The 23,042-nt window shown below is 54.2% G+C and carries 31 protein-coding genes, 1 pseudogene and 1 other annotated feature; of the genes and pseudogenes, 15 read left to right on the top strand and 17 right to left on the bottom strand.

Annotated elements, in window-relative coordinates; all coding sequences use genetic code 11:
• The 4 genes and pseudogenes from JJU47_RS04560 to JJU47_RS04545 all read left to right on the top strand — a co-directional run.
• A pseudogene (locus tag JJU47_RS04560) lies at positions 1–342 on the top strand (DUF4956 domain-containing protein); the annotation flags it as partial.
• A 529-nt stretch (positions 343–871) separates the two neighbouring features.
• Positions 872–1,105 (top strand) — a binding site (T-box leader).
• A 54-nt stretch (positions 1,106–1,159) separates the two neighbouring features.
• The gene (trpE, locus tag JJU47_RS04555; protein WP_228616586.1) at positions 1,160–2,491 is read left to right on the top strand and encodes an anthranilate synthase component I; all 1,332 of its coding nucleotides are present in this window, start codon (positions 1,160–1,162) and stop codon (positions 2,489–2,491) included.
• Positions 2,488–3,063: an anthranilate synthase component II gene (locus JJU47_RS04550; protein WP_228616584.1), complete on the top strand. Its 576-nt coding sequence runs from the start codon at positions 2,488–2,490 to the stop codon at positions 3,061–3,063. The genes trpE and JJU47_RS04550 overlap by 4 nt, the downstream gene beginning before the upstream one ends.
• A 309-nt stretch (positions 3,064–3,372) precedes the next feature.
• A complete protein-coding gene (locus tag JJU47_RS04545) occupies positions 3,373–3,813 on the top strand; it encodes a small multi-drug export protein (RefSeq protein WP_228616582.1) in 441 nt (146 codons plus the stop codon).
• A gap of 78 nt (positions 3,814–3,891) precedes the next feature.
• On the opposite strand, the gene JJU47_RS04540 is transcribed toward JJU47_RS04545, so the two are convergent.
• From JJU47_RS04540 to JJU47_RS04505, 8 genes are all read right to left on the bottom strand, one after another.
• A complete protein-coding gene (locus JJU47_RS04540) occupies positions 3,892–4,596 on the bottom strand; it encodes a dihydropteridine reductase (RefSeq protein WP_228616580.1) in 705 nt (234 codons plus the stop codon).
• Positions 4,597–4,616: 20 nt separating this feature from the next.
• Positions 4,617–5,369, bottom strand: a complete 753-nt coding sequence (locus JJU47_RS04535; RefSeq protein ID WP_228616578.1) for an iron ABC transporter ATP-binding protein — start codon at positions 5,367–5,369, stop codon at positions 4,617–4,619.
• Positions 5,366–6,427, bottom strand: a complete 1,062-nt coding sequence (locus JJU47_RS04530; RefSeq protein ID WP_228616576.1) for an iron chelate uptake ABC transporter family permease subunit — start codon at positions 6,425–6,427, stop codon at positions 5,366–5,368. Before JJU47_RS04530 ends, JJU47_RS04535 begins: the two co-directional genes overlap by 4 nt.
• Positions 6,424–7,419, bottom strand: a complete 996-nt coding sequence (locus tag JJU47_RS04525) for an ABC transporter permease (protein WP_228616574.1) — start codon at positions 7,417–7,419, stop codon at positions 6,424–6,426. Before JJU47_RS04525 ends, JJU47_RS04530 begins: the two co-directional genes overlap by 4 nt.
• Positions 7,420–7,431: 12 nt before the next feature.
• Positions 7,432–8,433, bottom strand: coding sequence for a siderophore ABC transporter substrate-binding protein (locus JJU47_RS04520; RefSeq protein ID WP_228616573.1), 1,002 nt, complete (start codon positions 8,431–8,433; stop codon positions 7,432–7,434).
• Between the two features lie 264 nt (positions 8,434–8,697).
• Entirely contained in the window at positions 8,698–8,988 is a 291-nt protein-coding gene (locus tag JJU47_RS04515) for a hypothetical protein (protein WP_228616570.1), read from the bottom strand.
• Positions 8,985–9,275, bottom strand: coding sequence for a hypothetical protein (locus JJU47_RS04510; RefSeq protein ID WP_228616568.1), 291 nt, complete (start codon positions 9,273–9,275; stop codon positions 8,985–8,987). Before JJU47_RS04510 ends, JJU47_RS04515 begins: the two co-directional genes overlap by 4 nt.
• The gene (locus JJU47_RS04505; RefSeq protein WP_228616566.1) at positions 9,272–9,844 is read right to left on the bottom strand and encodes a zinc dependent phospholipase C family protein; all 573 of its coding nucleotides are present in this window, start codon (positions 9,842–9,844) and stop codon (positions 9,272–9,274) included. The genes JJU47_RS04510 and JJU47_RS04505 overlap by 4 nt, the downstream gene beginning before the upstream one ends.
• Positions 9,845–9,981: 137 nt before the next feature.
• Between JJU47_RS04505 and JJU47_RS04500 the strand changes: the two genes are divergently transcribed.
• From JJU47_RS04500 to JJU47_RS04485, 4 genes are all read left to right on the top strand, one after another.
• Positions 9,982–10,290, top strand: a complete 309-nt coding sequence (locus tag JJU47_RS04500) for a DMT family transporter (RefSeq protein ID WP_228616564.1) — start codon at positions 9,982–9,984, stop codon at positions 10,288–10,290.
• 11 nt (positions 10,291–10,301) lie between these two features.
• Positions 10,302–10,637, top strand: coding sequence for a DMT family transporter (locus JJU47_RS04495; RefSeq protein WP_228616562.1), 336 nt, complete (start codon positions 10,302–10,304; stop codon positions 10,635–10,637).
• 24 nt (positions 10,638–10,661) lie between these two features.
• Positions 10,662–11,003 carry a nuclear transport factor 2 family protein gene (locus tag JJU47_RS04490; RefSeq protein ID WP_228616560.1) on the top strand — a complete coding sequence of 114 codons (342 nt, stop codon included), beginning with the start codon at positions 10,662–10,664 and terminating at the stop codon, positions 11,001–11,003.
• A gap of 124 nt (positions 11,004–11,127) precedes the next feature.
• Complete coding sequence (locus JJU47_RS04485) at positions 11,128–11,640, top strand: hypothetical protein (RefSeq protein ID WP_228616558.1); 513 nt, start codon at positions 11,128–11,130, stop codon at positions 11,638–11,640.
• 39 nt (positions 11,641–11,679) lie between these two features.
• On the opposite strand, the gene JJU47_RS04480 is transcribed toward JJU47_RS04485, so the two are convergent.
• The 5 genes from JJU47_RS04480 to JJU47_RS04460 all read right to left on the bottom strand — a co-directional run bounded on the left by JJU47_RS04480 (position 11,680) and on the right by JJU47_RS04460 (position 14,616).
• Positions 11,680–12,042 (bottom strand): VOC family protein, encoded by a 363-nt coding sequence (locus JJU47_RS04480; protein WP_228616556.1) that lies wholly within the window; start codon positions 12,040–12,042, stop codon positions 11,680–11,682.
• Entirely contained in the window at positions 12,039–12,812 is a 774-nt protein-coding gene (locus JJU47_RS04475) for an ABC transporter permease (protein ID WP_228616554.1), read from the bottom strand. Before JJU47_RS04475 ends, JJU47_RS04480 begins: the two co-directional genes overlap by 4 nt.
• Entirely contained in the window at positions 12,809–13,513 is a 705-nt protein-coding gene (locus JJU47_RS04470; protein WP_228616552.1) for an ABC transporter ATP-binding protein, read from the bottom strand. The genes JJU47_RS04475 and JJU47_RS04470 overlap by 4 nt, the downstream gene beginning before the upstream one ends.
• A gap of 30 nt (positions 13,514–13,543) precedes the next feature.
• The gene (locus tag JJU47_RS04465) at positions 13,544–13,771 is read right to left on the bottom strand and encodes a DUF6440 family protein (protein WP_228616550.1); all 228 of its coding nucleotides are present in this window, start codon (positions 13,769–13,771) and stop codon (positions 13,544–13,546) included.
• Between the two features lie 128 nt (positions 13,772–13,899).
• Positions 13,900–14,616, bottom strand: coding sequence for a GntR family transcriptional regulator (locus JJU47_RS04460; RefSeq protein WP_228616593.1), 717 nt, complete (start codon positions 14,614–14,616; stop codon positions 13,900–13,902).
• 175 nt (positions 14,617–14,791) lie between these two features.
• On the opposite strand from JJU47_RS04460, the gene JJU47_RS04455 reads away from it, so the two are divergent.
• Genes JJU47_RS04455 through JJU47_RS04435 form a run of 5 tightly spaced genes read left to right on the top strand, consistent with a single transcriptional unit; the run spans position 14,792 to position 18,734 of the window.
• Positions 14,792–16,111, top strand: coding sequence for a 6-phospho-beta-glucosidase (locus JJU47_RS04455; protein ID WP_228616548.1), 1,320 nt, complete (start codon positions 14,792–14,794; stop codon positions 16,109–16,111).
• Positions 16,108–17,427 carry a PTS cellobiose transporter subunit IIC gene (gene celB / locus JJU47_RS04450; RefSeq protein ID WP_228616545.1) on the top strand — a complete coding sequence of 440 codons (1,320 nt, stop codon included), beginning with the start codon at positions 16,108–16,110 and terminating at the stop codon, positions 17,425–17,427. Before JJU47_RS04455 ends, celB begins: the two co-directional genes overlap by 4 nt.
• Positions 17,424–17,756 carry a PTS lactose/cellobiose transporter subunit IIA gene (locus tag JJU47_RS04445; protein ID WP_366511936.1) on the top strand — a complete coding sequence of 111 codons (333 nt, stop codon included), beginning with the start codon at positions 17,424–17,426 and terminating at the stop codon, positions 17,754–17,756. The genes celB and JJU47_RS04445 overlap by 4 nt, the downstream gene beginning before the upstream one ends.
• Positions 17,753–18,046 (top strand): PTS sugar transporter subunit IIB, encoded by a 294-nt coding sequence (locus tag JJU47_RS04440; RefSeq protein ID WP_228616543.1) that lies wholly within the window; start codon positions 17,753–17,755, stop codon positions 18,044–18,046. The genes JJU47_RS04445 and JJU47_RS04440 overlap by 4 nt, the downstream gene beginning before the upstream one ends.
• Entirely contained in the window at positions 18,039–18,734 is a 696-nt protein-coding gene (locus JJU47_RS04435; RefSeq protein WP_228616541.1) for a ChbG/HpnK family deacetylase, read from the top strand. The genes JJU47_RS04440 and JJU47_RS04435 overlap by 8 nt, the downstream gene beginning before the upstream one ends.
• Positions 18,735–18,766: 32 nt before the next feature.
• On the opposite strand, the gene JJU47_RS04430 is transcribed toward JJU47_RS04435, so the two are convergent.
• Positions 18,767–19,327 carry an AAA family ATPase gene (locus tag JJU47_RS04430; protein WP_228616539.1) on the bottom strand — a complete coding sequence of 187 codons (561 nt, stop codon included), beginning with the start codon at positions 19,325–19,327 and terminating at the stop codon, positions 18,767–18,769.
• A gap of 98 nt (positions 19,328–19,425) precedes the next feature.
• Here JJU47_RS04430 and JJU47_RS04425 point away from each other — a divergent pair, with 98 nt between their 5' ends.
• A complete protein-coding gene (locus JJU47_RS04425; protein ID WP_228616537.1) occupies positions 19,426–20,337 on the top strand; it encodes a cation diffusion facilitator family transporter in 912 nt (303 codons plus the stop codon).
• Positions 20,338–20,363: 26 nt separating this feature from the next.
• Here JJU47_RS04425 and JJU47_RS04420 read toward each other — a convergent pair whose 3' ends face one another.
• Positions 20,364–21,143: a VLRF1 family aeRF1-type release factor gene (locus JJU47_RS04420; RefSeq protein ID WP_228616535.1), complete on the bottom strand. Its 780-nt coding sequence runs from the start codon at positions 21,141–21,143 to the stop codon at positions 20,364–20,366.
• A gap of 200 nt (positions 21,144–21,343) precedes the next feature.
• Here JJU47_RS04420 and JJU47_RS04415 point away from each other — a divergent pair, with 200 nt between their 5' ends.
• Positions 21,344–22,579 (top strand): trypsin-like peptidase domain-containing protein, encoded by a 1,236-nt coding sequence (locus tag JJU47_RS04415; protein WP_228616533.1) that lies wholly within the window; start codon positions 21,344–21,346, stop codon positions 22,577–22,579.
• Positions 22,580–22,596: 17 nt separating this feature from the next.
• On the opposite strand, the gene JJU47_RS04410 is transcribed toward JJU47_RS04415, so the two are convergent.
• Entirely contained in the window at positions 22,597–22,761 is a 165-nt protein-coding gene (locus tag JJU47_RS04410; protein ID WP_228616532.1) for a hypothetical protein, read from the bottom strand.
• An 18-nt stretch (positions 22,762–22,779) separates the two neighbouring features.
• Positions 22,780–23,004, bottom strand: a complete 225-nt coding sequence (locus tag JJU47_RS04405; RefSeq protein ID WP_228616529.1) for a DUF3221 domain-containing protein — start codon at positions 23,002–23,004, stop codon at positions 22,780–22,782.
• Between the last annotated feature and the right edge of the window lie 38 nt (positions 23,005–23,042).

Raw genomic sequence — 23,042 nt, 5'->3', positions numbered from 1 at the left:
TTTTACATACTCGCCATCTTGTTTACCGTGTCGCTGTCAGTCATCATCATCTTCTTGTACACTTTCGACTTCGGTCGTGGAGGTTCGGACAAGAAGCGGCTATCGATCACGGTGCCCGAGAACTTGCATGACGAGACGGCTTTTGACGGGGTGCTCGCGGCGCATTATAAATACTACGCGCTCCGCTCGGTCGAGACGACGAACCTCGGCACGATGATCCAGCTCGTCTATATCGTCCAAAACAAAGACGGCGTGAAAGACAAACAGATTATCGACGAACTGCGTAAGATGAACGGCAACCTCAAAGTGTCCGTCAATTATTTAAATACTGAAATTTTCTAAGTCCGCGCTTTCTCCAACAGACCTGGAGGGAGCGCTTTTTTATTTTACTTTCCACAGCGCCTTTTCAATTCTTTTCTCATTACTAAACATAACGCTCCCCTTTTTACAATAAAGTAGTAATTAATTTACCGACTTTAAAAACTATATCAAAAATAGGAATTTCTTTAATTTGCTTTATTGATACAATTGATTAGTCTAATCTTTTTTATCCTCTACAGGACGTCTACTACCTTTGGAACAACTTCTCAGGTGACGCCTTTAATGAACGTATATGGCACAACCTATGAAATGTAGAGAGGGCTTAAGTCGCTTCGATTCTGACGTTCATTTTGAACGCACTCATCGAAATCATACGGCAGTCGTCTATTACGGATGGAGCTCGATTTCTTTAAGTCCATGAAATCTGCCCTTTCTCATCTCTCCTATTTCATCGCCTTCCCATTTATCGGGAAGTGACAGACCAAGCGACAACTCTCGAATCAAGTTGACAATTTGTCATTCACTCGGTACAGTGACGATAACATCATACGAACTCGCGATGAGAAAGAAGAGTAGTGCGGACGTGACGTCTCCAGAAAGCCGGTGGTCGATGTGAACCGGTGGCGTCACCCGCATGAATGGGCTTTTGAGCGTTCAGACCGATACGTAGGCTCTGACGGGTCCTCCCGTTACCGAGGACAGCGAATGATCGTTCGCGATGAGTGGGGAGAAGTGGATTCTCTCAACGAAGGTGGCAACACGGGGAAATCTCCTCGTCCTTCATGTCTGTTTGGGCATGAGGGGCGGGGAGATTTTTTATTTTAAGGAGGTCAATCTTATGGAACAACGAATCATCAATGGCGACGAACTGACACCGGTGGCGATTTTCCACCGTCTAGAAGGTGAACGGAAAGTGTTGCTCGAGAGCCGCTCCGAAGGCAAGCACGGCCGCTACTCGATCATCGCGGCGAACCCGGTCGAGACGATTCGTGTCGACGGAAAAAAGGTGACGGACGCGAACGGCACGATCGAGACGGACGACCCGCTCGCTCACTTGTCCGCATTGATTGAAAGAGACGTTCCGGACGCACCGTACCCGTTCGTCGGCGGCGGCATCGGCTATATCGGTTATGACATGCAGCGCGTCTACGAACCGATTCCGAACACGCCGAGCGAGACGCGCGGTTTGCCGGACGCGTTGTTCCAACGCTATGAGACGGTCGTCTTGTATGACCACCTCGAGGAACAAGTCATCTTGATCGACACCGGCGCGACGGACGCAACGGCACGGCTCGAGGCGGTGCAGCTTCAACTTGAGACGGCGAAGACACATACGCTCGAACCGGTCGTCCGGACGAGCGAGCGCATCTTGACCGAGAAAGACGAATTCATCGAACGCGTCTTGAAGGCGAAAGAAGCGATTCTCGCCGGTGAGGTGTTCCAACTCGTCTTGTCGCAACGGATCGACGCGACGTTCACCGGCGACCCGTTCCACTTTTACCGGACGCTCCGGAAACAGAACCCGAGCCCGTACTTGTTCTATATCGACCTCGGGGAAGCGATCGTCCTCGGCGCCTCTCCGGAGAGCCTCGTCCAAGTGAGCGGGAGCCGGGTGACGACGAACCCGATCGCCGGCACCCGACCGCGCGGCAAGACGGTCGAAGAAGACATCCGTCACGGCGAATCGCTCCTCGCTGACGAGAAAGAACTGGCCGAGCACCGAATGCTCCTTGACCTCGGTCGAAACGATATCGGCCGCGTCGCCAAAGTCGGCACCGTCACGATTCCGAAACAAATCGAGCTCGAGCGCTTCAAAAACGTCATGCACCTCGTCTCCGAAGTGGCAGGCGAACTGCGTGACGACTTAAATCCGATCGACGCCCTGCGCGCCTGTCTTCCGGCTGGTACGGTTTCCGGGGCGCCGAAGATTCGGGCGATGCAGCTCATTGACGAGCTCGAGACGGTGAAACGGGAAGTATACGCCGGGGCGGTCGGGTATCTCGACGTCCGGGGCGGCTTCGACTTCGCCCTTGCCATCCGGACGATGATCGTCCAAGGCGATACGGCTCATGTCCAAGCCGGAGCCGGTATCGTTTATGACTCGGACCCGGTGTCGGAATACGAAGAGACGTTGCATAAAGCCAAATCCCTTTTGGAGGTGTTCGCATGATCTTACTCATCGATAACTACGACTCGTTCACGTATAACGTCTATCAAGACGTCGCCAGCTTTGATGATGTCAAAGTTGTCCGGAACGATGAACTGACGGTCGCAGACATTCGTGACTTCAATCCATCTGGCATCATCATCTCCCCTGGTCCCGGCGGTCCGTATGACGCCGGTGTCTCACTCGACGTCGTCCGGGAACTTTCGGGCGTCATCCCCATTCTCGGCGTCTGTCTCGGCCATCAAGTCATCGCCGAGGCGTTCGGTGGAACGGTCGGACGGGCCCAGGAAGTCATGCATGGGAAGACGTCGATGATTGAGACCGTACCCGGTGTCCTCTTCGACGGCAAGCCGATAGACGTCATGCGTTATCATTCGCTCGTCGTCCAAGCGACGGAACTCACCGTGACAGCCACGACTGCGGACGGTGTCATCATGGCGCTCGAGCATCCGGAGCACCCGACGTACGGCGTCCAATTCCATCCCGAGTCGATTGGGACGCCAGAGGGGCGGGACTTGTTCGAGCGGTTCGTTGAGAAGTGCGCGAAAAGACCGGGGCACGTGTCCCCGGTCTGAGTGTCGAACTTCCGTAATTAATCCGGACGTGCGACAAATAAGACGAGTCCTATCAATCAAGCGCGTCTTCGCAGAAGTCGAAGATGCGCTTTCTCATGCCGATTCATGAGAAGAATCCGAACTATCAGTGAAAAGCATTTAGCCTTGCAATTCATCATCATTGACTATATAGTTAAGTTAACTAAACTAAATCAATAGCAAGTCGTATCTCAATCGCCCATTCATAATCAGCTTACGAATCGAATAATCAACGTATTAACCTTCCAGTTCTGTTTGTTACTAGAACAATTAATACTAAGGAGAATCAATATGAATCTGTTTGAATACATCAGTTTGTCTGCCACCGCATGGTTTATGGGATTCTTTCCTATGTTCGAGATTTATTTGGCCATCCCGAGTACGATGTTACTCGGTCTCGATAGTGTCTCTGCGGTGCTTTGGGCCGGGTTCGGTAACTTCTTGCCTGTTCCCCTGCTCGCTTACTTTTACGATTGGTTGCATCGTTTTAAACGTCTTAGCGGCTGGCTCGACCGATTAGAGAAACACCGATTCAGTCATTTGATGCGCGAGCACGGCAGCTGGTCGATCATCCTTGTCACGCCGCTACTCGGCTCATGGGTCGTCGGTGTGATTGGCCACTCCATCGGGATGAGGCGCTCCACTCTCCTCATCTATTCCGCTATCAGCATATTCGGATATGGTGTATTGATTGCTTGGCTCACCTCGAAAGGCATCGCGTTCACAATCTAGGGCATCATAGAAAATGAAAGGTATCTGGCTCATTCTATATTGAATGAATCAGATACCTTTTTAATCGCGCTAGATTGCTCAATCGTTATGCTTTAAAAATTCATCCATTTGAAAGTCATGCTTGTCGAGCACAATCTGCTCGCGCGGGATGCCCCGTTCACGCAGCGTCGCGATTGTCTCCCGTAAGAAGTCATCGCTCCCGACGACGTAATACAATCCGTCCATATCCTCTGCGAGCGTCTTGACCGTCTCGTGATAACGGCCGCGGCTATCGACGAATTCAGCCGTGAACGTATCCGTCGACGTGAAGACGTTCTCGAACAGATAGTTTTGTGATGAGTCGACGTTCAACGAATGGAGGTGCGGCACGCCTTCCCCGTTCGCCAAATAGTCAAGGACGAGCGGACGGAACGTCGCGAGGCCGACCCCGGCCGACAGCAGATAGACGTTCTTCCCAACGCGCTTCAACGGCACGTTCGAATGCGTCTTGAAGATGGCGACGTTCTCGCCGAGCTCCATTCCCCGAAGCAACGACTTGAACGTCGAGCATTCGTCTTTGATTCGGGTCGTGATGCCGATCACGCCTTCTCGCGGTAGCGTCGAAATCGACATGTGGCGAATCAAACTCCGGTTCGGTTTATCTTCTTTGTTGAACCCTTCTAAGGCGAAATGCGTATGCGCCCCTTCCTCCCACGTGAAGCCGTCCGGCCGTTCAAGTTGGAACGTGTATGTATCTGGCGCCTCTTTTACAATTTGTTGAATCGGTGTCCAGTATATGTGCATCGTCGTCACTTCCTTCTATATTAGTAGACCGCGATCGGTCCGTATGGCCCTTGGATGATCTCGAGCTTCGTCTCAAAGATGTCGGACAGGATTTTCCCGTCCATGATCTCATCGACCGTCCCGAACGCGGCGATCTTCCCGTCTTTCATCGCACAGATCCGATCCGAATATTTCGCCGCGAAGTTGATATCGTGGAGCACGGTGACGATCGTCCGGCCGAACTCATCGGCAACGTGGCGCAAATATTCCATCATCTGCACCGAGCGGGCGATGTCCAAGTTGTTGAGCGGCTCGTCGAGCAGGACATATTCCGTCTCCTGACAGAGCACCATCGCGACGTACGCCCGTTGGCGCTGCCCGCCCGACAGTTCGTCGAGATAGCGGTGCTCGAGGTGCGTCAAATCGAGGAAGTCGATGTATTTCGAGATGATCGCCTCGTCTTCTTTCGTCAGCCGTCCTTTCGAGTACGGAAAACGGCCGAAGCCGGCAAGTTGGCGCACAGTCAGACGCGTCACGAAATGGTTCTCTTGCCGCAAAATGGTGACGATTTTCGCCAAGTCTTTCGATTTCGTGCTCGACACGTCCATGCCGGCAACTTGAATCTGACCTTCATCCAAATTGAGCAGACGCCCGATCATCATGAGCGTCGTCGATTTCCCCGCCCCGTTCGGTCCGATCAACGACGTGAACCCGGCTTTCGGGATATCGAGGTCGATCGGTCCGATGTGGACGTCATCCGTATACGATTTTTTCACTTGTTCGAGTTGTATCATAGTGACCTCTTTCTTAAAATGACTGCCAAGAAAATGACGCCGCCGAACAGTTCGATGATGACGGAGACGACGCTTGGCGTGTTGAAGATGTGGTACATGAAGAAATAGGCGCTCGTCAAAACGAAGAACCCGAGCGCGAACGCCATCGGGAAGACGTATTTATGGTCATACGTCGAAGCGACTTGATAGCTGAGCGTCGCGACAAGGAAGCCGAAGAACGTGAGCGGTCCGATCAAAGCGGTCGACACCGACATTAAGAGCGAGATGAGAATGAGCGTATAGATGACGCTCCCGCGATGGTTCACCCCGAACGTCGTCGCGACGTCTTTCCCGAGCGAGACAATATTGAGTCGGTTCGAGAACGCATAAAGCAAGACGCCGACGACGAGCACGATCGGGATGACGATCGGAAAGTAAGCCGCGTCCGCGTTCGTCACCGAACCGAACAGCCGCGCCTGCAGGATATCAAAGTCAGACGGCGCGAGCATGCGGCGCATGAACGTCGATACCGAGTTGAGCCCGGTCCCGATGATAATCCCGATCAAGAGCATGAGCTGCAGGTTGGCGTATTTCCCCGATAACAGCCAGCCGTACAACAATAGACTCATTAGCACCATCAGCCCGACTTGCGTCAAAAACGCCCCCGTCCCGGTGAAGCCGACTAAGGCACCGGCCCCGAAGAAGAAAATCATGCTCGTCTGAATCGTCGAATAAAGCGCGTCGTACCCGAGGAGCGACGGCGTGATGATGCGGTTGTTCGTCACCGAATGGAAAGCGACGGTGGCGAGACTTTGACAAAGTGCCGCGATCGCCATCGTCGTGACGGCGACGATGCGCCGCTCGACGACCGGCCAAAACGACGGCGAATCGATCGGCACCGGGTTGTTGTACAGCAACAGACCGAGCGCACAAAGAATGCCTCCGACGATGAAAGCGGCGAGGAACAACCAATAGCGGCGTTCTTCTCGTTTCGACCGAAACGCGGAGGCGCTCCGTTCTGCTCCTTCGAGCGGATGGACGTCGACCTCGTACACGTCTTTCTCTATGACCGTACTCATCGAACCCCTCCTTGCTTGCGTTGTCTCAGTAAGATCGTGATGAAGACAATCGCCCCGACTGTTCCGAGAATAAGTGATACCGGCAGTTCGAACGGCGCGATGATCGTCCGTGAGATCAAGTCACTGACGAGGATCGCCCCCATCCCGACGACACACACCCACGGCAAGTTGCTGCGCAGGTCGTCCCCGCGAAACATCGAGACGAGGTTCGGGACGATCAAGCCGAGGAACGGCAAGTTACCGATGACCGTCGCGACGACGCCGACCGATAGTGCGATGAGTCCCGTCGCGATCATCATGAGCTGATTGTAGTTGACGCCGAGGCTCGTCGCGACATCTTCCCCGAGCCCGGCGAGCGTCAACCGGTTCGCGAGCAAGAAGATGAGCACCGTGGCGATGATGATGAGCCATAAATACTCGTAACGCCCGACCTGCACCGAGGCGAACGAACCGACGAACCAGCCTTCTAGCGTCTGGCTCATGCGGAAGAAGAGACCGAGGAACGTCGAGACGGCCGAGATGACCGCACCGAGCATGAGCCCGATGATCGGGACGATCAACGACGAACGCAGTTTGACCGACCGCAAAAACCAAAAGAACACCATCGTGCCGACGAACGAGAACACGATCGCTCCCGTCATCCGCATCATGAGCGTCGGAGCCGGGACGAGCAAGTATACGGTCAAAAGCCCGAGCCCGGCCCATTCGAGCGTACCGGTCGTCGTCGGTTCGACGAGTCGGTTTTGGGTGATGAGTTGCATGACGAGTCCAGACATCGCCATCGCCGCACCCGTCAACATGAGAGCGACCGTCCGCGGGACACGGGTGATCCAAAACATATCGAAGTCGGCGCGAATGTCATAGACGCCCGTAAAGAGCGATAAGACCGCGAGCATCAACACAAAGAGCGTCGCGATGAGAAAAGACTTCGTCCAAATAGTAGAAAAGGAGGGCTGAGACAATGTCTCAACCCGAGTTAGTGGTTTTTGCACGACAGCACGCCCTTACTTCTTGAGCGCCGCTGCGATGTCGTTGAACATTTCAGAGTACGTTTGAATCGACTCGTTCAAGTACGTGTCGTTCGGTGCGTAGACGATGTTTCCGTCTTTGACGGCTGTCGTCTTTTGAAGTGCCGGAGCGTTGTCGATGACGTCCGCCGCCGGTACCGCACCTTCCGCACTAGCGAGCGGTGCGTCACGGTCAAGCACGAACAACCAGTCCGGGTTGCTTTCAGCGATCGCTTCGACCGAGACTTCATCGCCTTGGTGGTCGCCTGTCGTCTTCTCGACTTCTAGCGCCGGTGTCCAACCGAAGATGTCGTACATCGGTCCGTAGACGCGACCCGAAATCGGTGCCGAGAACCCGATGTCTCCGCCTGAGACGATGACCGACATGATCGTGTCTTCACCGTTGTAAGCTGATTTCACACCGTCGATTGAGTTGTCGAGATCGGCGACGAGCTGTGCCGCCTCGTCGTTCTTATCAAAGATTTTCCCGAGTGTGAGCGTCGTATCCGTCAATCCTTTGACTAAAATCTCACCTGGTGTCCCGATATCTTCCGGGATGTCAATGTACAAGTCGATCACGGCCGCGTTCGGCACGAGTTTTTTGATGTCTTCGTAGTAATCGGCGAAACGTTGGCCGACGATGACGACGTCCGGGTCGACTCCCGCGATCGCCTCTAAGTTCGGCTCAAAGTGCATACCGACGTCAGCGATATCGCTATCTTTTGCGTACGGTGACTCGGCCGGCAACAACCCGATCGGTGCCGCCGCGAGTTCGATGTTCCACGCCGCGAGCGTCTCGAACGTGCGGTTATCGAGAGCGACGACTTTCTCCGGATTGACCGGGACTTCGATCGTGCCGTGGGCATCCGTGATCTCAACCGTTTTTGGCGCTTCCGCCCCTTCTACTTCTCCTGTGTCTTTCGTCTCTGTCGTCCCGCCGCATGCGGCAAGTACGAAGACGAGCAATGTCAACATGAGTGACACTTTAAATTTCCCCATTCCGTCCATCTCCTTATGTATCTGTGTTGAATGACGATCGTCTCAATTCGAACGTGTCCACATCCTCTGTTCTATGTATGGATTCTCATGTGAACACTTTCTCATTGATAATGATTATCATTGTCGTTTTCATTGAGAAGCATATCAAACAAAAAAAGGATGTGCAATGCCAAATTTTCAAAACAGGATTGGAAATCTTTTTCCTACCATTAATGCAAAATAAAAAGAAAGTGGTGCTCGACCACTTTCTGAAGGGGGGATCGTTCAGTTTTTCTTATTTCTCTTTCTCCCGAGAATGCTGTAAGTGAGAAATAACACGAACGTGTACGTGAACGAAAAGAGGATGATTTGCAGGAGGCCGTCGGGGAGCAGTTTCACGATGAAAAATAGTGAAAAGATGATGACGATAATCAAATGAGGGCCCCGGATATCTTCAGGCAGATTGCGCCAGTAGATGACGACGAGTGCCAACGCGAGAGGTCCGCAGAGAGCACACAAGATGAAAAACGGGACAGGCCGCATCAAAAATGGCGCGTTTGGTTCATCGCCTCTCATGTTTCCGAAATCCCATTCGCGAGGAGCAACAGAAAAATCCAAATCGATAGCGGCACAATCAACCCGATGTTCGCTAGGAGGCTGAACACTTTTACAAACTTGTCTTTTGAGAATAGACCCCAGATGAGTGTGGCGAGTAACGCGATATCCAAGGCGAGGTACACCCAAATCGCTGTTAGCAAGTCTAAATTCGGAAAGACGCGGCCGTTCAATGTGAACAGCGTTAGCAGTGTCACCAAAAAAAGCGCGAGCGTGGTGTAGAGTGGTGCGTATAGACCGCGGTTCATACAAACACCCTGTGCTTCTGTCGGACCATCTCACAGCATCGAATGACACACGTATCAACGTATCCTTCGAATTGATGCGGTAAAAACATCGTGTATGTGCCTTCAATTGTTGCTTGTGCATCCTGCTCGATTTTCTTAATCAGTTCGAACAGTTCATCTGTCACATCGGTCTTCAACATCTCGAAATCAAAGTTGCCAAGACGTTTCGCTAGCGGCGCGTTATAGGCGTCAAAGTCAGCGTAGTAAGCTGTCTGTTTTGACTGATCCTGCGTAATGACTTGCTTCAACCAGCCCTTATAGAAACCTTGCAACCAAATCTCGTCCGCGACGAGGTGACAATAATAACCGAGCCGAAAGGACATGTCTGTATGAATGCTCTCTGCCCAATACCGCTCAATGTCGAGCCTACGCGTCAAATCGTTGTGGTTTCCTGCATAATAATGTGTATCCTGCTTCACCGTCGTCGCGTCAGGTGCTAGATTTCCAAGCAAAAATCCCTTTTGATCAACATTCGATAAACGTGGCCATACCTCATTCGCGATGACGAGATGCATCAAGTGTGAACCCACGGCTCCACCTCCTTTTTCCTAATTATCCCATCACCTCATTTTATCGACAACCCTCATATATTTTGCTACATTCACAGCAACGTACAGAAAGTGATGACATTGAATACAATACTGACGTTGTTGGAGGTCACGGTTATATGGGTTTTGCTTATCTAGTTGCCGCGATTATCGCGGAAGTGTTCGGCTCGAGCATGTTAAAACTGAACGCGACGTCGACGAACCGTCTCCCGATTATCGGGGTCGCGCTCGGTTACGTGACCGCGTTTTATTTGTTATCGCTCGCCCTCTTGTCCATCCCGCTCAGTTTCGCCTACGCGTTTTGGAGCGGGGTCGGCACGGCCGCGACGGCGCTCATCGGCTTCCTCGTCTTCAACGAGCAAGTCCGCAAACAGACCGTCCTCGGCATCGGGCTCGTCATCGTTGGGCTCGTCTTGATGAAAATATAGGAGGGACACGAATGAAAGGTTATATCATCTTGCTGTTCTCGATCGCGTTCGAGGTGCTCGGGACGTCGATGTTGAAGCTGTCGGACGGGTTCACTCAGCTCATCCCAAGCGTGATCTTGCTCGTGAGTTTCGCCGTCTCGTTCACGCTCATGGGCATCGTCTTGAAGACGATTCCGCTCAGCATCGCTTACAGTGTCTGGGCCGGACTCGGTACGGTGGCGACGGGGCTCATCGGTGTGTTCGTCTACGGCGAAGTGTTGTCGACGCTGAACAGTATCGGACTCATCGTCATCGTGCTCGGTGTTATCGTCATGAATTTCGGGAAAACGAATACGGTACACGGTTAACGTTTTTTCGGAAGGAGTGACGCGATGCTTGCCCCATTGATCGAAGAGAAAGAACGGCTGTTGTTGACGAAGGAAGTGCGGACGTCGCCGGAGCGGTTGCGCGAACTCGTGACCGAGGATTTCTTTGAAATCGGCAGTTCCGGACGCCTCCTCTACAAAGAAGAGGACACGAACACGATGGACCTCGGAGAGATCGACGTCTCGCTCACCGACTTCAACCTCGAAGTCATCCGTGACGACGTCGTCCTCGCCACGTACCGGACCGAGAACCACGCGACCGGAAAGACTGCGCTTCGCAGCTCGATTTGGGTCAGGATTGACGGCGTGTGGAAAATGCGATTCCATCAAGGGACAATCGCCGCTTAACAACGGAGCACCCGATTTCGGGCGCTCCTTTTTTTCGTTCATCTGGATCATTATTGTCATCACCTTTGTTGTCATGATGCTCTAAAATATAGTTTCATGACACATCAAGACGGAGCGAATGAACATGAACACGGGTAAACTGACACGTTTGGCACCGACGATCCGAAAGCCGGGCAGTACGGCAGATGAAAAATTGGCGCTCATGGAAGAGCGTCGAAAGAAGTTGATGTTCGAGCCGACGATTCCGCTCGATGCGATCCGTAAAAGACGACCGACAATCATCGTCAGGTTTTCTGTCGGCGGCTTCGGCGTCCATAACGAGTCCACGTTGACGTTTTTTGAAGACGGATCGGTCAAACGGGACATCCTATGGCGCGAGGAATACGATTTGAGCGTGGCCATCCCTCGTTCGGGTTGGTATGAAAAAGAGGATGCGCTGCGCGTCCACGAGCGATTCGTCTCCTTCTCCTTCCATCGTTGGCCCGACGAGTTCGTGGAAAAAGGGTATTATACGACCGATGGGACGCAGTGGAGCCTCGTTGTGAAACGTCACGGGAAACTGTTGCATCAACACTCGGGCAGCAACGCCTACCCATCGAGCTGGACAGCCGTCACGGAACTGTTCGGCATCTCCTAAAACACGACAAAGGGAGCACCCATCGCGGGTGCTCCCTCTTCATATGGCTTGAATCATCTCCACTCGGTTTCCGAACGGATCACGGAACTCGAACCGGTCGAAACCAGGGATCGGGATGCCTTTTATCCGTTCGATTCCTTCTGCCTCAAGCTTCCGTTCCCAGACTGTCAAATCAGTCACGGCGTAGGCGACGTGTGCTTTGGTCGTCAGCCGGTCGAATCCGTCCTCGGTGCCGACGTGGACGCTTTGACCGCCGACTTGAAGCCAAAATCCGCCGCGTCCTTGCAGGGAGGCAGGCTTTTCCATCTCTTTTAATCCGAGGACTCCGCAATAAAAGTCACGGGCACGCGGCTCCTCTCCTTTTGGAATCGTAATTTGCACGTGATGGATGCCTGTGATCATGTCGTGTCCCCTTTCCGATACGTCAATCCAACAAACTGGAGCTTTTCGTTGAACAGGCGCGGATACGCGAGATACCCGACCATGACGGCCGAGATCGTCGCCGTCGTCAAGATGAGGAACAAGATGAGAAGTTGATACAATACCGCCTCCATCGGGTCGGCCCCGCCGATGATGAGACCGCTCATCATCCCTGGCAGTTGGACGAGACCCATCGTCTTTTGCGCCTCGACGGTCGGGATCATGCTCGTGCGGATGGCGTTCTTCAAACTCCGGTCGATCGCCGTCTTCGGCGCCCCGCCCATCGACAAGATGAGCTCGATGACTTCATCGCTCCGCTCGACCTCGTCTTTGAACTTGTTCAAGAAGAGGAGCGACAACACCATACAGTTTCCGATGACCATCCCGCTGATTGGGATGACTTTGTCCGGCTCGAACGGGATAATCCCGAGCCCGAGCATGAGTCCCATCGTCAGCGCCTCGACCGTGACGAGCGTGAGGACGATCATCCACGTGATACCGGGGATGCCATCCCCTTTTTTGATGATGTTCTGCGTTGCCGCCCCGATCATGAGAAGGATCATGAGCAACATGAACACCGGGTTGTCGCTCTCGAAGACGAACGTCAAGATGTAGCCGATGAGGAGCAGTTGGACGATCGAGCGGACCGTCGCGATCAAAATATCGCGCTCGAGTCCGAGCTTCAAGAACAACGCCAGTCCGAGCGGAATCGCCACGAAAATGAGCGACGTCATCAATTCAACGAACGTCATAGCTCTTCCCCCCTCACGAACCGTCCGATCATCGGGTTATCGGATTGATCGATGAACGAGGCGTCCCCGAACTCGATCAATTCCCCTTTCCGTAAAAACCACATGTCGTCACTGACGCGTCTCGCTTGATCCAAGTCGTGCGTGATCCAAATGACGGTCACCCCGAAGTCTTTTTGAAGCTTCACGATGAGCCGCTCAATCTCTTTCACCGTCCGATAGTCGAGACTCGCCGTGATCTCGTCTAACAGCAACACGTCCGGCTTGTTGACGAGCGTCCGGGCGATGGCGACCCGGCTCCGCTCCCCGCCGGACAACGTTTTGATTGGCTTGTCGAGCGAGAGGTTATCCAAGTCGACTTTTTCAAGCAAGTCTTTCGCTTTGTCCCGGTCAAGCGTCTCTCCGAAAATCGCTTTCGGCAAGTTCAAGTTGTCGTACACCGTCCCGTCAACCATCGGCGCGCTCTGGAACGCCATACCGATTCGTTTCCGCAACGCGATGATGTCGATGTCCCGAATGTTCTCGCCTTTGAAGTAGATGTCGCCCGAATCCGGCGACAACAGCCCGTTAATATGTTTCATACATGTCGTCTTGCCGGCGCCGCTCGGTCCGACGAACGTCGTGATCCGGCCTTCCCGAAAATAGCCCGTCACGTTATGTAAAATGTCCCCGTGACTGACCTCCTTAAATTCGATGATGTGCATGTGACTTCGATCCTTTCTCCATCCGATTCATCATGACTGAACGTGAGACACCGCATCGACGACGACGTTTCCGTTCGCGTCAACAAGCGGCGTGATGCCGCCGCTCGTGCCGACCCACGTCTGGATATAGTTGACGCCTGTCACTTGGTCGACGAGGATCGTGACTTGCCCGAGTTCCGGCAACTGTTCCGTCAGCTTCACAACAAATCGCTTCGTTCCTGCTTCTTCTGTTTCTGCTTTCTTTTTGAACAACATCATATCCCGCCTTTCTACTATCAACTTTACGCAACATGAGCGAGCGTTGCAATGAATGAGGGGCGTCGAAGCCTATGACGAGATCGCTTGCGAATCATGACGACAAAAAAACACGCCGATAGTCGGCGTGTTCAGGCATAGCTCCGCTCGATGACGAAACTCGTCTTGTCCCCTCTGAAGTAAGACCGTGAATACTCAATTGTTTTCCCTGACGCGTCCTCGGTCACCGTCTCGATATAAAAGCAAGGGGTCCCGAGCGGACAGTCGAGAAGGTCGCTCACTTTCTCATCGGAGAGTGCGATCTCGAGCGCCTCGGTCGTCTTCGCGACATGAACGTCATGGACGTTCGCGAGCGTCTGGAACAGCGAGTGCTCGGCCTCATCTTTCGTGATGCCCGGCGCGATGCTCCACGGGATAAATGAAATCTCGTACTGCGTCGGATGCCCGTCGGCGTGACGAATCCGCTCAATCTTTTGAATCGGTGCCTGTTCGTCGACTGCGAAAATATCGGCGAGCTGCTTCGTCGCCGAGACGACCGATAGTTCGATGAGCGACACTTGGCCGCGCTTCCCTTGCACGGCGAGTTGGGCCGCATAATTGTTCGGTGTATGTGATAACGTCTGGCGCACTTTCTTTCCGGCGACGAACGTGCCGCGTCCTTGCTGGCGGACGAGATAGCCTTCCGTCGTCAGTTGGTTGAGCGCACCGCGCACCGTCGTCCGGCTGACGTCGAACTCTTCACAGAGCGCGTACTCGGTCGGAAACTTCTCGCCTTCTTTATAGTGACCGCTCTTGATGCGGGCTAGTAACTCTTCTTTAATCGCTGTTTGAAGCGTCGATTGCGACATGCCGTCACCCCTTTGTCTCATCCTTCTTTCCTTTATTCTGATACAGCAAACATACAAATGCAAATACAAAAAACAATTTGTATTATTTGTACTTTTTATATTGCGACAAGTTGTATCATTCGTTATATTTGTTACAACAAAAAGAAATCGCTTTCACAAAGGAGGAGTTGGCACCATGGCAGTCAAGGTCGTCATCATCGGCGGAGGTTCCAGTTATACCCCAGAAATCATTGAAGGATTCATTCAACGGCAAGCGACGTTCCCCGTTCGGGAGATCGTCCTCGTCGACATCGAGGAAGGAAGTGAGAAATTAGACATCGTCGGCCGTCTCGCCGAACGGATGATCCAAAAGGCGGGCGTCGACATCCGACTCAGTTGGACGCTCGACCGGAAAGCGGCGCTACACGGGGCCGACTTCGTCTCGACCCAGATTCGTGTCGGTGGTCTGGCCGCTCGTGCCCTTGACGAGCGCATCCCGCTCAAGCACGGCTTCATCGGGCAAGAGACGAACGGGGCCGGCGGTTTGTTCAAGGCGTTCCGGACGATTCCGGTCTTGATTGAGCTCGCCAATGAGATGGCCGAGATTTGCCCGGACGCTTGGCTCGTCAACTTCACGAACCCGGCCGGCATCGTCACCGAGGCCGTGTTGCAGCACTCGGCCCACAAGAAAGTCATCGGTGTCTGCAACATTCCGTTCAACATGCGCAACTCGGTCGCCGAGATTTTACAGACACCGGTCGAACGGGTCGAGATCGAGTTCATCGGATTGAACCATTTCGTCTTCGGCCGTCACGTCTGGGTCGACGGGATCGATCGCACGGACGACGTGCTCGCGTCACTGAATGACGGCACCGATTACTCACCGGCGAACATCGTCGGACTCGGCTGGAGCGAATCGTTCTTGCAGTCGCTCCGCATGCTCCCAAACCCGTACCACCAGTACTACTTCCAAACGGCGGACGTATTGAAAAAAGACATGGCGGCGTATGAACAGAACGGCACGCGCGCTGAAATCGTCCAACAAGTCGAGGCGCAACTGTTCGAGAAGTATAAAAACGTTGAGCTCGACGTGAAGCCAGAAGAACTTGAACAACGCGGAGGCGCCTATTATTCAGACGCGGCCTGCAACTTGATGGACTCGATCTATAACGACCGCGGCGACATCCAGACGGTGAACACGTTGAACCGCGGCACGATTCGCGATCTTCCGGACGACGCCGTCATCGAAGTGAACGCCATCATCACGAAGGCCGGTCCGCGTCCAATCAATATCGGTTCGCTCCCGCTCCCGATCAAAGGACTCATCACCAACTTGAAGACGTTCGAACAGCTCGCCATTCAAGCGGCCATTTCGGGCTCGTATCATGACGCCTATCTCGCTTGCCTCATGAACCCGCTCATCCAAGATGAGAAACGGATCGACGCGCTGCTTCGTGACTTGTTCGATGCGCACGAAACGTACTTACCCCAATTCAAGAAGGAGGTCTATTCATGAACAAATTCATCGAAATCGCTGGGCGCATCGGCTCCCAGCGTCACTTGGTCGCCATCCGTGACGGCTTCGTGTCGGTCATGCCGCTCATCATCGTCGGCTCGCTCGCTGTCCTGATCAACAACTTCCCGGCCATCAACTTAGGTGCCTTCTCGCTCGACTTCGTCGGCATGATGAACAACGCCTTCGGCGAAGGCAATTGGCAAGGGCTCGGCGGCAACATTTGGACGGCCTCGTTCGCCATACTCGGGCTGCTCGTCGCCTTCTCGATCGGCTATAACTTGGCCCGGTCGTACGGTGTCGACGGGCTCGCCGCCGGGATTCTCTCGGTCGCCTCATACATCATGCTCGTCCCGGTCACAGCCGACTGGGGGCTGAGCTTCGCCTGGCTCGGCGCCCAAGGGCTATTCGTCGCTATCATCGTATCGATCGTCGTCACCGAACTGTTCCGTTACCTCATTAACACGAAACTGACGATTAAAATGCCGGACGGCGTCCCGGGCGGTGTCACGCGCTCGTTCCAAGCTTTGATTCCATCGATGCTCATCTTGACGCTCGTCGCCGGTGTCCAGTTGTTCATGACGCTCCAAGTCGAGCTCAGCATTTTCGAGGTCATCTTCAAAGTCATCCAACAACCGCTCCAAGGGTTCGGCGACTCGCTCGCGGCTGGTCTCGTCATCGCGTTCTTGAACCACATCCTTTGGTTCTTCGGATTACATGGCACGAACATCATCGGTTCGGTCATCGAGCCGATCTACTTGCCGCTCATCGAGCAGAACTTGGCCGCCTTCCAAGCCGGTGCCTCGGCATATGATGTGCCGTTCACGGTGACAAAACCGTTCCTCGACACGTTCGTCTTCATGGGCGGATCGGGTACGACGTTCGCGCTTCTCCTCGCCATCTTCATCGTCGTGAGAAAGCAGCGCCAACATCCGTATCATCAAGTCGCGAAACTGTCGGCCCCGGCTGGACTCTTCAACATTAACGAACCGGTCATCTTCGGTCTCCCGATCGTGTTGAACCCGGTCATGTTGATCCCGTTCATCCTAGTGCCGGTCACGCTCACGATCGTCTCGTACGTCGCCCTCACGACAGGGATGGTGCCGAAGACGGTCGCCATCGTGCCATGGACGACACCACCGATCATCAGCGGTTACCTCGTCACCGGCGGCAGCGTCCGCGGCGTCTTGCTCCAACTCGTCAACTTGACGATTGCGACGGCGATGTACATCCCGTTCGTCATGGCCGGCGCGAAAGCGATGACGGCTGAAATGAATAAAAATAAAGCAGAAGTCAACGAAGGAGAGAAAATCTCGTGAAAACCGAAACGATGCAACAACTGTCATTCATGATCATCTTGCACGCCGGCAACGCCCGTTCGGCCGCGTTCGAAGCGATCCATGCCGCTAAGCGCGATGAAGTCGAAACGGCCGAAGGAAAAATGAAAGAAGCCGACGCAGCCTTTTTAGAGGCCCATAAGATGCAGACCGAACTGCTGCAAGAAGAGGCGCGCGGGACGACGAGCGACATGAGCGTCCTGCTCGTCCACGCCCAAGACCACCTCATGACGGCGATGACCGTCAAAGAACTCGCACTTGAAATGATCGACATGATCACGCGACTTAATCAATTGGAGGAAACGAAATGAACATCTTACTCGTCTGTTCGGCAGGTATGTCGACATCGATCCTTGTGGAAAAAATGCGCACCGAGGCCGTGGCTCGCGGTTTAGACGCAACGATTGAAGCGATCCCGGAGTCGCGCCTAAAAGAACAAACGGACGTCGACGTCATCTTGATCGGCCCGCAAGTCCGCTATCTCGAAAGCAAAATCAAGGCATCGGTTACGGTACCGGTCGCCGTCATCGACAACATGGCGTACGGTCTCATGAAAGGCGACCAAGTGCTCGATCAAGCGCTCGGACTCGTCCATGCGTAAGACGCACGTCTTGATCAACGCCGACGACTTCGGACTGACGCCCGGCGTGAACAGCGGGATCATCGACAGCCACGTCCACGGCATCGTCAACTCGGCGACGATGATTATGAACGGCCACGCCGTCGAGGAGGCGGTCGTGCTCGCGAAGCAACATCCTTCCCTACACGTCGGGGTGCACCTCGCCTTGACGTGGGGACGGCCGCTCGCCGAGACGAGCGCACCGCTCACGAAAGCAGACGGCACGTTCCGCTACACGAACCGTTTTCTGACGGAGACACCTCCTGACGCAGAGCTCGTCTATCTCGAATGGAAAGCCCAAATCGAGGCGTTTCGTGCGACCGGTCTCCCGCTCCATCACCTCGACAGCCACCATCACGTCCACGGTTGGCCGGCGCTCGATGCGGTCATCGTACGCCTCGCCGAAGAGTACGGCACGACGTTTCGGGCCTTAGCGAACCTCGAGGCAAGACGGGATTTGTGGGTGACCGAACGGTTCAGTGACCAGTTTTACGGCGACGGTGTGTCCCGTGCGACGCTTGACGCGATTCGACCGGGCGGCTCGATCGAAGTGATGGTCCATCCGGCAGACGTCGACGAGTTGTTGCCGAGCGTCACGTCTTATCTGGACGAGCGTCTCCAAGAGAAAGAACTGTTGACCGCTTATGATTGCCCTGACTGGTGGGCATAAGAAAAACGAGCTCCTTCACGGGCTCGTTTTTGTCATAGCTTGAAATGTTGTTTAATGCGCGCAGCGACCGTCGCCGCGTCAAGATGCGTGTTGTCGATCCGTAAATAGTTGTCGACGTCGAGCTCCCCGTCCCGCGAGTTCAACCGGTGCATCGTCGCCGTCTGCTTCAACTCGCCTTCCGACCAGGCGATATCCCGCTTCGTCGGCTTGTGGGTGAGCCGGTTCTCCGTCGTGTTGCGGACGAGCCGCTCCTCGATGTCCGCCTCGAGCTCGACGTAGTAAATGTCGGCCCCGTTCGCCTCGAAGATGCCCGTCACGTGCTCCACGTACGCCCAGTCCTCTTCCATGTCGAACGCCCAGACGAACGTGAAAATCATGCCGGGCAAGTCACTTTTGGCGACGGATTCAAACAGTTCTTCTCGGAACAGCTGGACGAGCCGCCGCCCTTCTTCCGTCCCGTAACTGAAAAACGGGCTGACGAGGTCGATCGTCATGTGGTTATGGAACAGCTTCAGCCCCGTCTCTTTCGCCAACGCTTGCCCGACCGTCATCTTCCCGACGGCCTGCGGGCCGAACAAAATGACAAACTTCATATGTACTCATCCCCCGATTCGTTTTCAAAAGTTTACCATACATGACGGCTCCATATTTCGGGAATAGGATGGTGATTTCCATTGAAGGAGGCATCTTTATGCCAAAAGATCCAAAACTAGAGCGCTTCGTCTTGCGCGTCTCCGTCTTCGCCTCACTCTTCTTCGCCATCGCCGGCATTCTCGTCGGCCTCTGGCTGTCTTCTTCGTTCATCTTGTTCGACGGTGTCTACTCCTTCTTAAGTGTCATCATGAGCTGGATCTCGCTCCGAGCCGGCGTCTTCATGTTGACGGCGGACAAGCGCTTTCCGTTCGGCAAGAGTACGATCGAGCCGTTCATCATCTTGTTCCAATATGGCGTCCTCTTGTTCGTCATCGTCAACGCCTTTCTCGGTGCGATCGAGGATATTCGCGCCGGCGGCAACGACCTCGTCCTCGGCGGGGCGCTCGCCTATTTGACGGTCAGCGGTTTGATCACGTATGCGATTTTCCGGTATTTGAAATCGTTCCAGCTGAAAGCGAATTCCGGTCTCGTCACGGCCGAGGTCGTGCAGTGGCGCCTCAGTGCCATCCTCACGTTCAGCGCGCTCGTCGGCTACTTGATCGCCCAAATCCTCGTCTGGCTGTCATTCGATGCCATCGCCCCGTACATCGACCCGCTCATGCTCATGTTGATCACACTTTGGCTCGTCCGAACCCCGCTCGTCGAGATGTGGACGGCGATCAAAGAATTGATCGACATGGACACCGAAACACCGTACAGCAAGCAAATCCGGTTGACGGTGCTTCAAATCGCCCACCGGTACGAAGTTGACAAGACGTACGTCCGGACGACAAAATCTGGAAACGTCTTGTTCCTTGAGATCGACCTCGTCGTCCCGAAGGATTATCCGTACGACACGATCGCCGACCAGGACCGCATCCGCCAACAACTGTCCGACGCCCTCGCGTTCTTGCCGTACGAGAAATGGCTGACGGTGTCATTCACGCATGACAATCGTTGGGCAGAATAAAAGCGAGCGACGTGCGCTCGCTTTGTTCATGATTCAAACGCCCGCCGTAATATCTCTTCTTCGTCGGTATGCCCTAAGTTTCGGTTCACGACCCGATTGACCTCGATGTCGAGCTCTTCTTTCAGCAAGTTGGCACTTCGGTCTTGACCGACGATGACGACGTTGCTCCATTGATATTGCTTACGCAGCGAGCGGATCTCATCGGCGACGTCCCGATAAAAGGCTCGAACTTGATTTTCTTTCCTGCTGTCGAACTGGTCGACTTGGCTACTCGACGACGCATGGCCCCCTGCACCGCGCCCTTGATACCGTCTCCATTGATCCGTATCTAAGTCGAGATCGAACACGACGACGTCTTCGACTTCCCCGAGCCGCGTATCATAGACCGTGATGCTGTCGAGTTGTGCGAGCAAGATTCCCGTGTTCGGGAACTCGGCGTCGAGTCGCTCGATTTGGTCCACGTTAGGTTTGTCCCCATAATGGAAGTCGTTATCGACATCGAGTTGAAGAAAATGGAGTTTGAACAGCCCGTCATCCCCTTCTGCGAACAAGACGATACTGCGCAACAGCTTGTGTTCGTTATTCTTAATTTCTTGTTCAGCACGTTCCCGAACAGCCTTGAACGCTTTCAATTTCGCCTCGTCACCGCCTGCCTCGACTTCTTGCTCGAGTCGGCGCAGCTCGTTCTTTAAATGGATTTCCCATTTGTCACGCTCACTCGGTTTCGTGCTCAAGTACAAACTGAGTACACCCGACTCCCCGTTGTGAAGTTGTTTAATCTGACCAAGTTCTTTTGATAGTGCCATAACGTCCCCTCCTCAATGAATGAAAGCAACGAGTCTACTAATATACAAAAATGGAATCGTGAACGACATATAGTCTTTTCCCGTTTTTTAAAAGTTCAGTCCATCCCGGTCACCGCCTGCCTACACAAATATTTGTTTACCCCCTAAGCTTTTGAGGAATAGGCATACATCTTATGCTTTAGAAAGAAGGTGTCATCCTCGTGACTTGCCCAAAATGCGGAACGAAAACCCGCTCGCGAACGACTGCTTGTCCGACGTGTGGCCACCGCGCGCGTCGCTATCGATTGCTTGTCATTCCATTCGCCTTAGCCCTCATCGCCTTCATCGCTGTCGTGACACACGCTTATTTGAAGGACAGTTCGCGCTCGACCGATTCTTTGGCCGACAAAGTGAAATTGAACATCACGGACGACACCGTCTCCGCCGACGGCGCGACGACCGTCGACCTCGATTCGCTCCAAGAGAGCCTCTATACCGTCAGTTATGGAACCGGCTTTTTAATCAGCCCGCAAGACGTGTTGACGGCGGCCTCGAACGTCGCCGGCCTGACCGACGTCACGCTACAGCGGGACGGGGAAGACGTGTCCGGCACGGTCGTCGGACGGACCGATTCGATCGCGGTCATCCGGATCGAAGAAGTCGATTTCACCCCGTTCTCGTTCACCCAAGCGATTGCCGCGAACGATGAATCGCTCTTGACGATGACGACGAAAGACCGCCTGAACGGCACGGTCACATTCAATGAGACGGGATACGTCCGCAACTTTGATTTGCCGCGCTACGCCATCGGCAGCCCGCTCTTGACCGAGAACGGTCGTGTGCTCGCCATCCATTTACGCGGGAAAGCGTTGCCGGTCGCTCTATTTGAACAAGACGTCCGCGCGTTCCTCGAGTCGGACACACCGGCCCCGCCGACGGCTGATCTCGCACCGGTCGCGCCGATCGCACCGTTGCCAAAAGAAGCGCCTGTGACAGAAGAAGCGGCCCCACCCGCGCCGGCCCCTGCGCCAGAAGCGACACCAGAGCCAGAAGCCGCACCGGAAGCGCCCGTCGAAGAAGCGGCCCCGCCGGTTGAAGAGCCGGTCGAACCAACACCACCGCCAGAAGAAGAGACGACACCGGAGGAACCAGCGGAATCAGAGCAACCGACCGAAGAACAAGCCGAGCCCCCGGTCACAGAGCCACCGGCCGAACCGGAACCACCCGTGACAGAACCAGCTGAACCGGTCGAACCGGAGCAACCGGCAAAAGAAGCGGAAAAGCCGCTGAAAAAACAAGACAACAAACCGAAAGATAAACCGAAAGAAGAACCTCCCGTCAAAGAAGACAAGCCGAAAGAAGATGAACCAAAAGAAGAAAAGCCGAAACAAGACCCACCGGCATCGACCGATGAGCCACAAGATGAAGCAGACGAGGAAAGCACGCCTTCCGACTAAGGAAGACGTGCTTTTTTTCACGTGTCTTTCTTGAATTTCCGCTGCAAGTTGCCGAGTAATCCGCCGAGCAACAACAAGATGATCGACAGCATCCAAAACGGCATGACGTCTTGCAGCAACCAAACGAGCAAGGCGCTAAAGCCGATGACGGCGCCGAGCCACAAAAAGTTCCCTTGTCCCATACACTCACCTCGCCATTATCATAGCACATCGACACGATGCGCCGTCGCCTGCGGCGGCAAGGAACGTGTCATTTTCTCATCGTGTTCGACCCGGACGTATTGGCCGACGACGAGCGGCGGTTCGTGTTCGAACGCTTCTTCCAAATGAAACACGATCCCGTCGAACGGCTCCGCCTCGGCGTGGGGCGCAACCCGAATCGTCCCTTCCTCGACGTCGACGATATAGCCCGTGAACGTCACCATCTCCATCCCCTCCTTTGTTCGAAGCTCCACTCTTTTCT

Source organism: Exiguobacterium sp., assembly GCF_020832205.1.
In the GTDB taxonomy this organism is placed as follows: domain Bacteria; phylum Bacillota; class Bacilli; order Exiguobacteriales; family Exiguobacteriaceae; genus Exiguobacterium.
Note: the sequence above shows the minus strand (reverse complement) of the source record. Positions and strands in the feature narration are given on the sequence as shown.

Coding starts and splice junctions, on each gene's coding strand:
- JJU47_RS04475 (WP_228616554.1), bottom strand. CDS start 12,812: ATGACGTTCGTTGAATTGATGACGTCGCTCATTTTCGTGGCGATTCCG.
- JJU47_RS04440 (WP_228616543.1), top strand. CDS start 17,753: ATGAACATCTTACTCGTCTGTTCGGCAGGTATGTCGACATCGATCCTT.
- trpE (WP_228616586.1), top strand. CDS start 1,160: ATGGAACAACGAATCATCAATGGCGACGAACTGACACCGGTGGCGATT.
- JJU47_RS04480 (WP_228616556.1), bottom strand. CDS start 12,042: ATGATCACAGGCATCCATCACGTGCAAATTACGATTCCAAAAGGAGAG.
- JJU47_RS04550 (WP_228616584.1), top strand. CDS start 2,488: ATGATCTTACTCATCGATAACTACGACTCGTTCACGTATAACGTCTAT.
- JJU47_RS04405 (WP_228616529.1), bottom strand. CDS start 23,004: ATGGTGACGTTCACGGGCTATATCGTCGACGTCGAGGAAGGGACGATT.
- JJU47_RS04520 (WP_228616573.1), bottom strand. CDS start 8,433: ATGGGGAAATTTAAAGTGTCACTCATGTTGACATTGCTCGTCTTCGTA.
- JJU47_RS04420 (WP_228616535.1), bottom strand. CDS start 21,143: ATGGCACTATCAAAAGAACTTGGTCAGATTAAACAACTTCACAACGGG.
- JJU47_RS04410 (WP_228616532.1), bottom strand. CDS start 22,761: ATGGGACAAGGGAACTTTTTGTGGCTCGGCGCCGTCATCGGCTTTAGC.
- JJU47_RS04540 (WP_228616580.1), bottom strand. CDS start 4,596: ATGCACATATACTGGACACCGATTCAACAAATTGTAAAAGAGGCGCCA.
- JJU47_RS04430 (WP_228616539.1), bottom strand. CDS start 19,327: ATGAAGTTTGTCATTTTGTTCGGCCCGCAGGCCGTCGGGAAGATGACG.
- JJU47_RS04425 (WP_228616537.1), top strand. CDS start 19,426: ATGCCAAAAGATCCAAAACTAGAGCGCTTCGTCTTGCGCGTCTCCGTC.
- JJU47_RS04485 (WP_228616558.1), top strand. CDS start 11,128: ATGAACACGGGTAAACTGACACGTTTGGCACCGACGATCCGAAAGCCG.
- JJU47_RS04500 (WP_228616564.1), top strand. CDS start 9,982: ATGGGTTTTGCTTATCTAGTTGCCGCGATTATCGCGGAAGTGTTCGGC.
- JJU47_RS04515 (WP_228616570.1), bottom strand. CDS start 8,988: ATGAGAGGCGATGAACCAAACGCGCCATTTTTGATGCGGCCTGTCCCG.
- JJU47_RS04510 (WP_228616568.1), bottom strand. CDS start 9,275: ATGAACCGCGGTCTATACGCACCACTCTACACCACGCTCGCGCTTTTT.
- JJU47_RS04465 (WP_228616550.1), bottom strand. CDS start 13,771: ATGATGTTGTTCAAAAAGAAAGCAGAAACAGAAGAAGCAGGAACGAAG.
- JJU47_RS04470 (WP_228616552.1), bottom strand. CDS start 13,513: ATGCACATCATCGAATTTAAGGAGGTCAGTCACGGGGACATTTTACAT.
- JJU47_RS04435 (WP_228616541.1), top strand. CDS start 18,039: ATGCGTAAGACGCACGTCTTGATCAACGCCGACGACTTCGGACTGACG.
- JJU47_RS04455 (WP_228616548.1), top strand. CDS start 14,792: ATGGCAGTCAAGGTCGTCATCATCGGCGGAGGTTCCAGTTATACCCCA.
- JJU47_RS04530 (WP_228616576.1), bottom strand. CDS start 6,427: ATGAGTACGGTCATAGAGAAAGACGTGTACGAGGTCGACGTCCATCCG.
- JJU47_RS04545 (WP_228616582.1), top strand. CDS start 3,373: ATGAATCTGTTTGAATACATCAGTTTGTCTGCCACCGCATGGTTTATG.
- JJU47_RS04490 (WP_228616560.1), top strand. CDS start 10,662: ATGCTTGCCCCATTGATCGAAGAGAAAGAACGGCTGTTGTTGACGAAG.
- JJU47_RS04460 (WP_228616593.1), bottom strand. CDS start 14,616: ATGTCGCAATCGACGCTTCAAACAGCGATTAAAGAAGAGTTACTAGCC.
- JJU47_RS04535 (WP_228616578.1), bottom strand. CDS start 5,369: ATGATACAACTCGAACAAGTGAAAAAATCGTATACGGATGACGTCCAC.
- JJU47_RS04495 (WP_228616562.1), top strand. CDS start 10,302: ATGAAAGGTTATATCATCTTGCTGTTCTCGATCGCGTTCGAGGTGCTC.
- celB (WP_228616545.1), top strand. CDS start 16,108: ATGAACAAATTCATCGAAATCGCTGGGCGCATCGGCTCCCAGCGTCAC.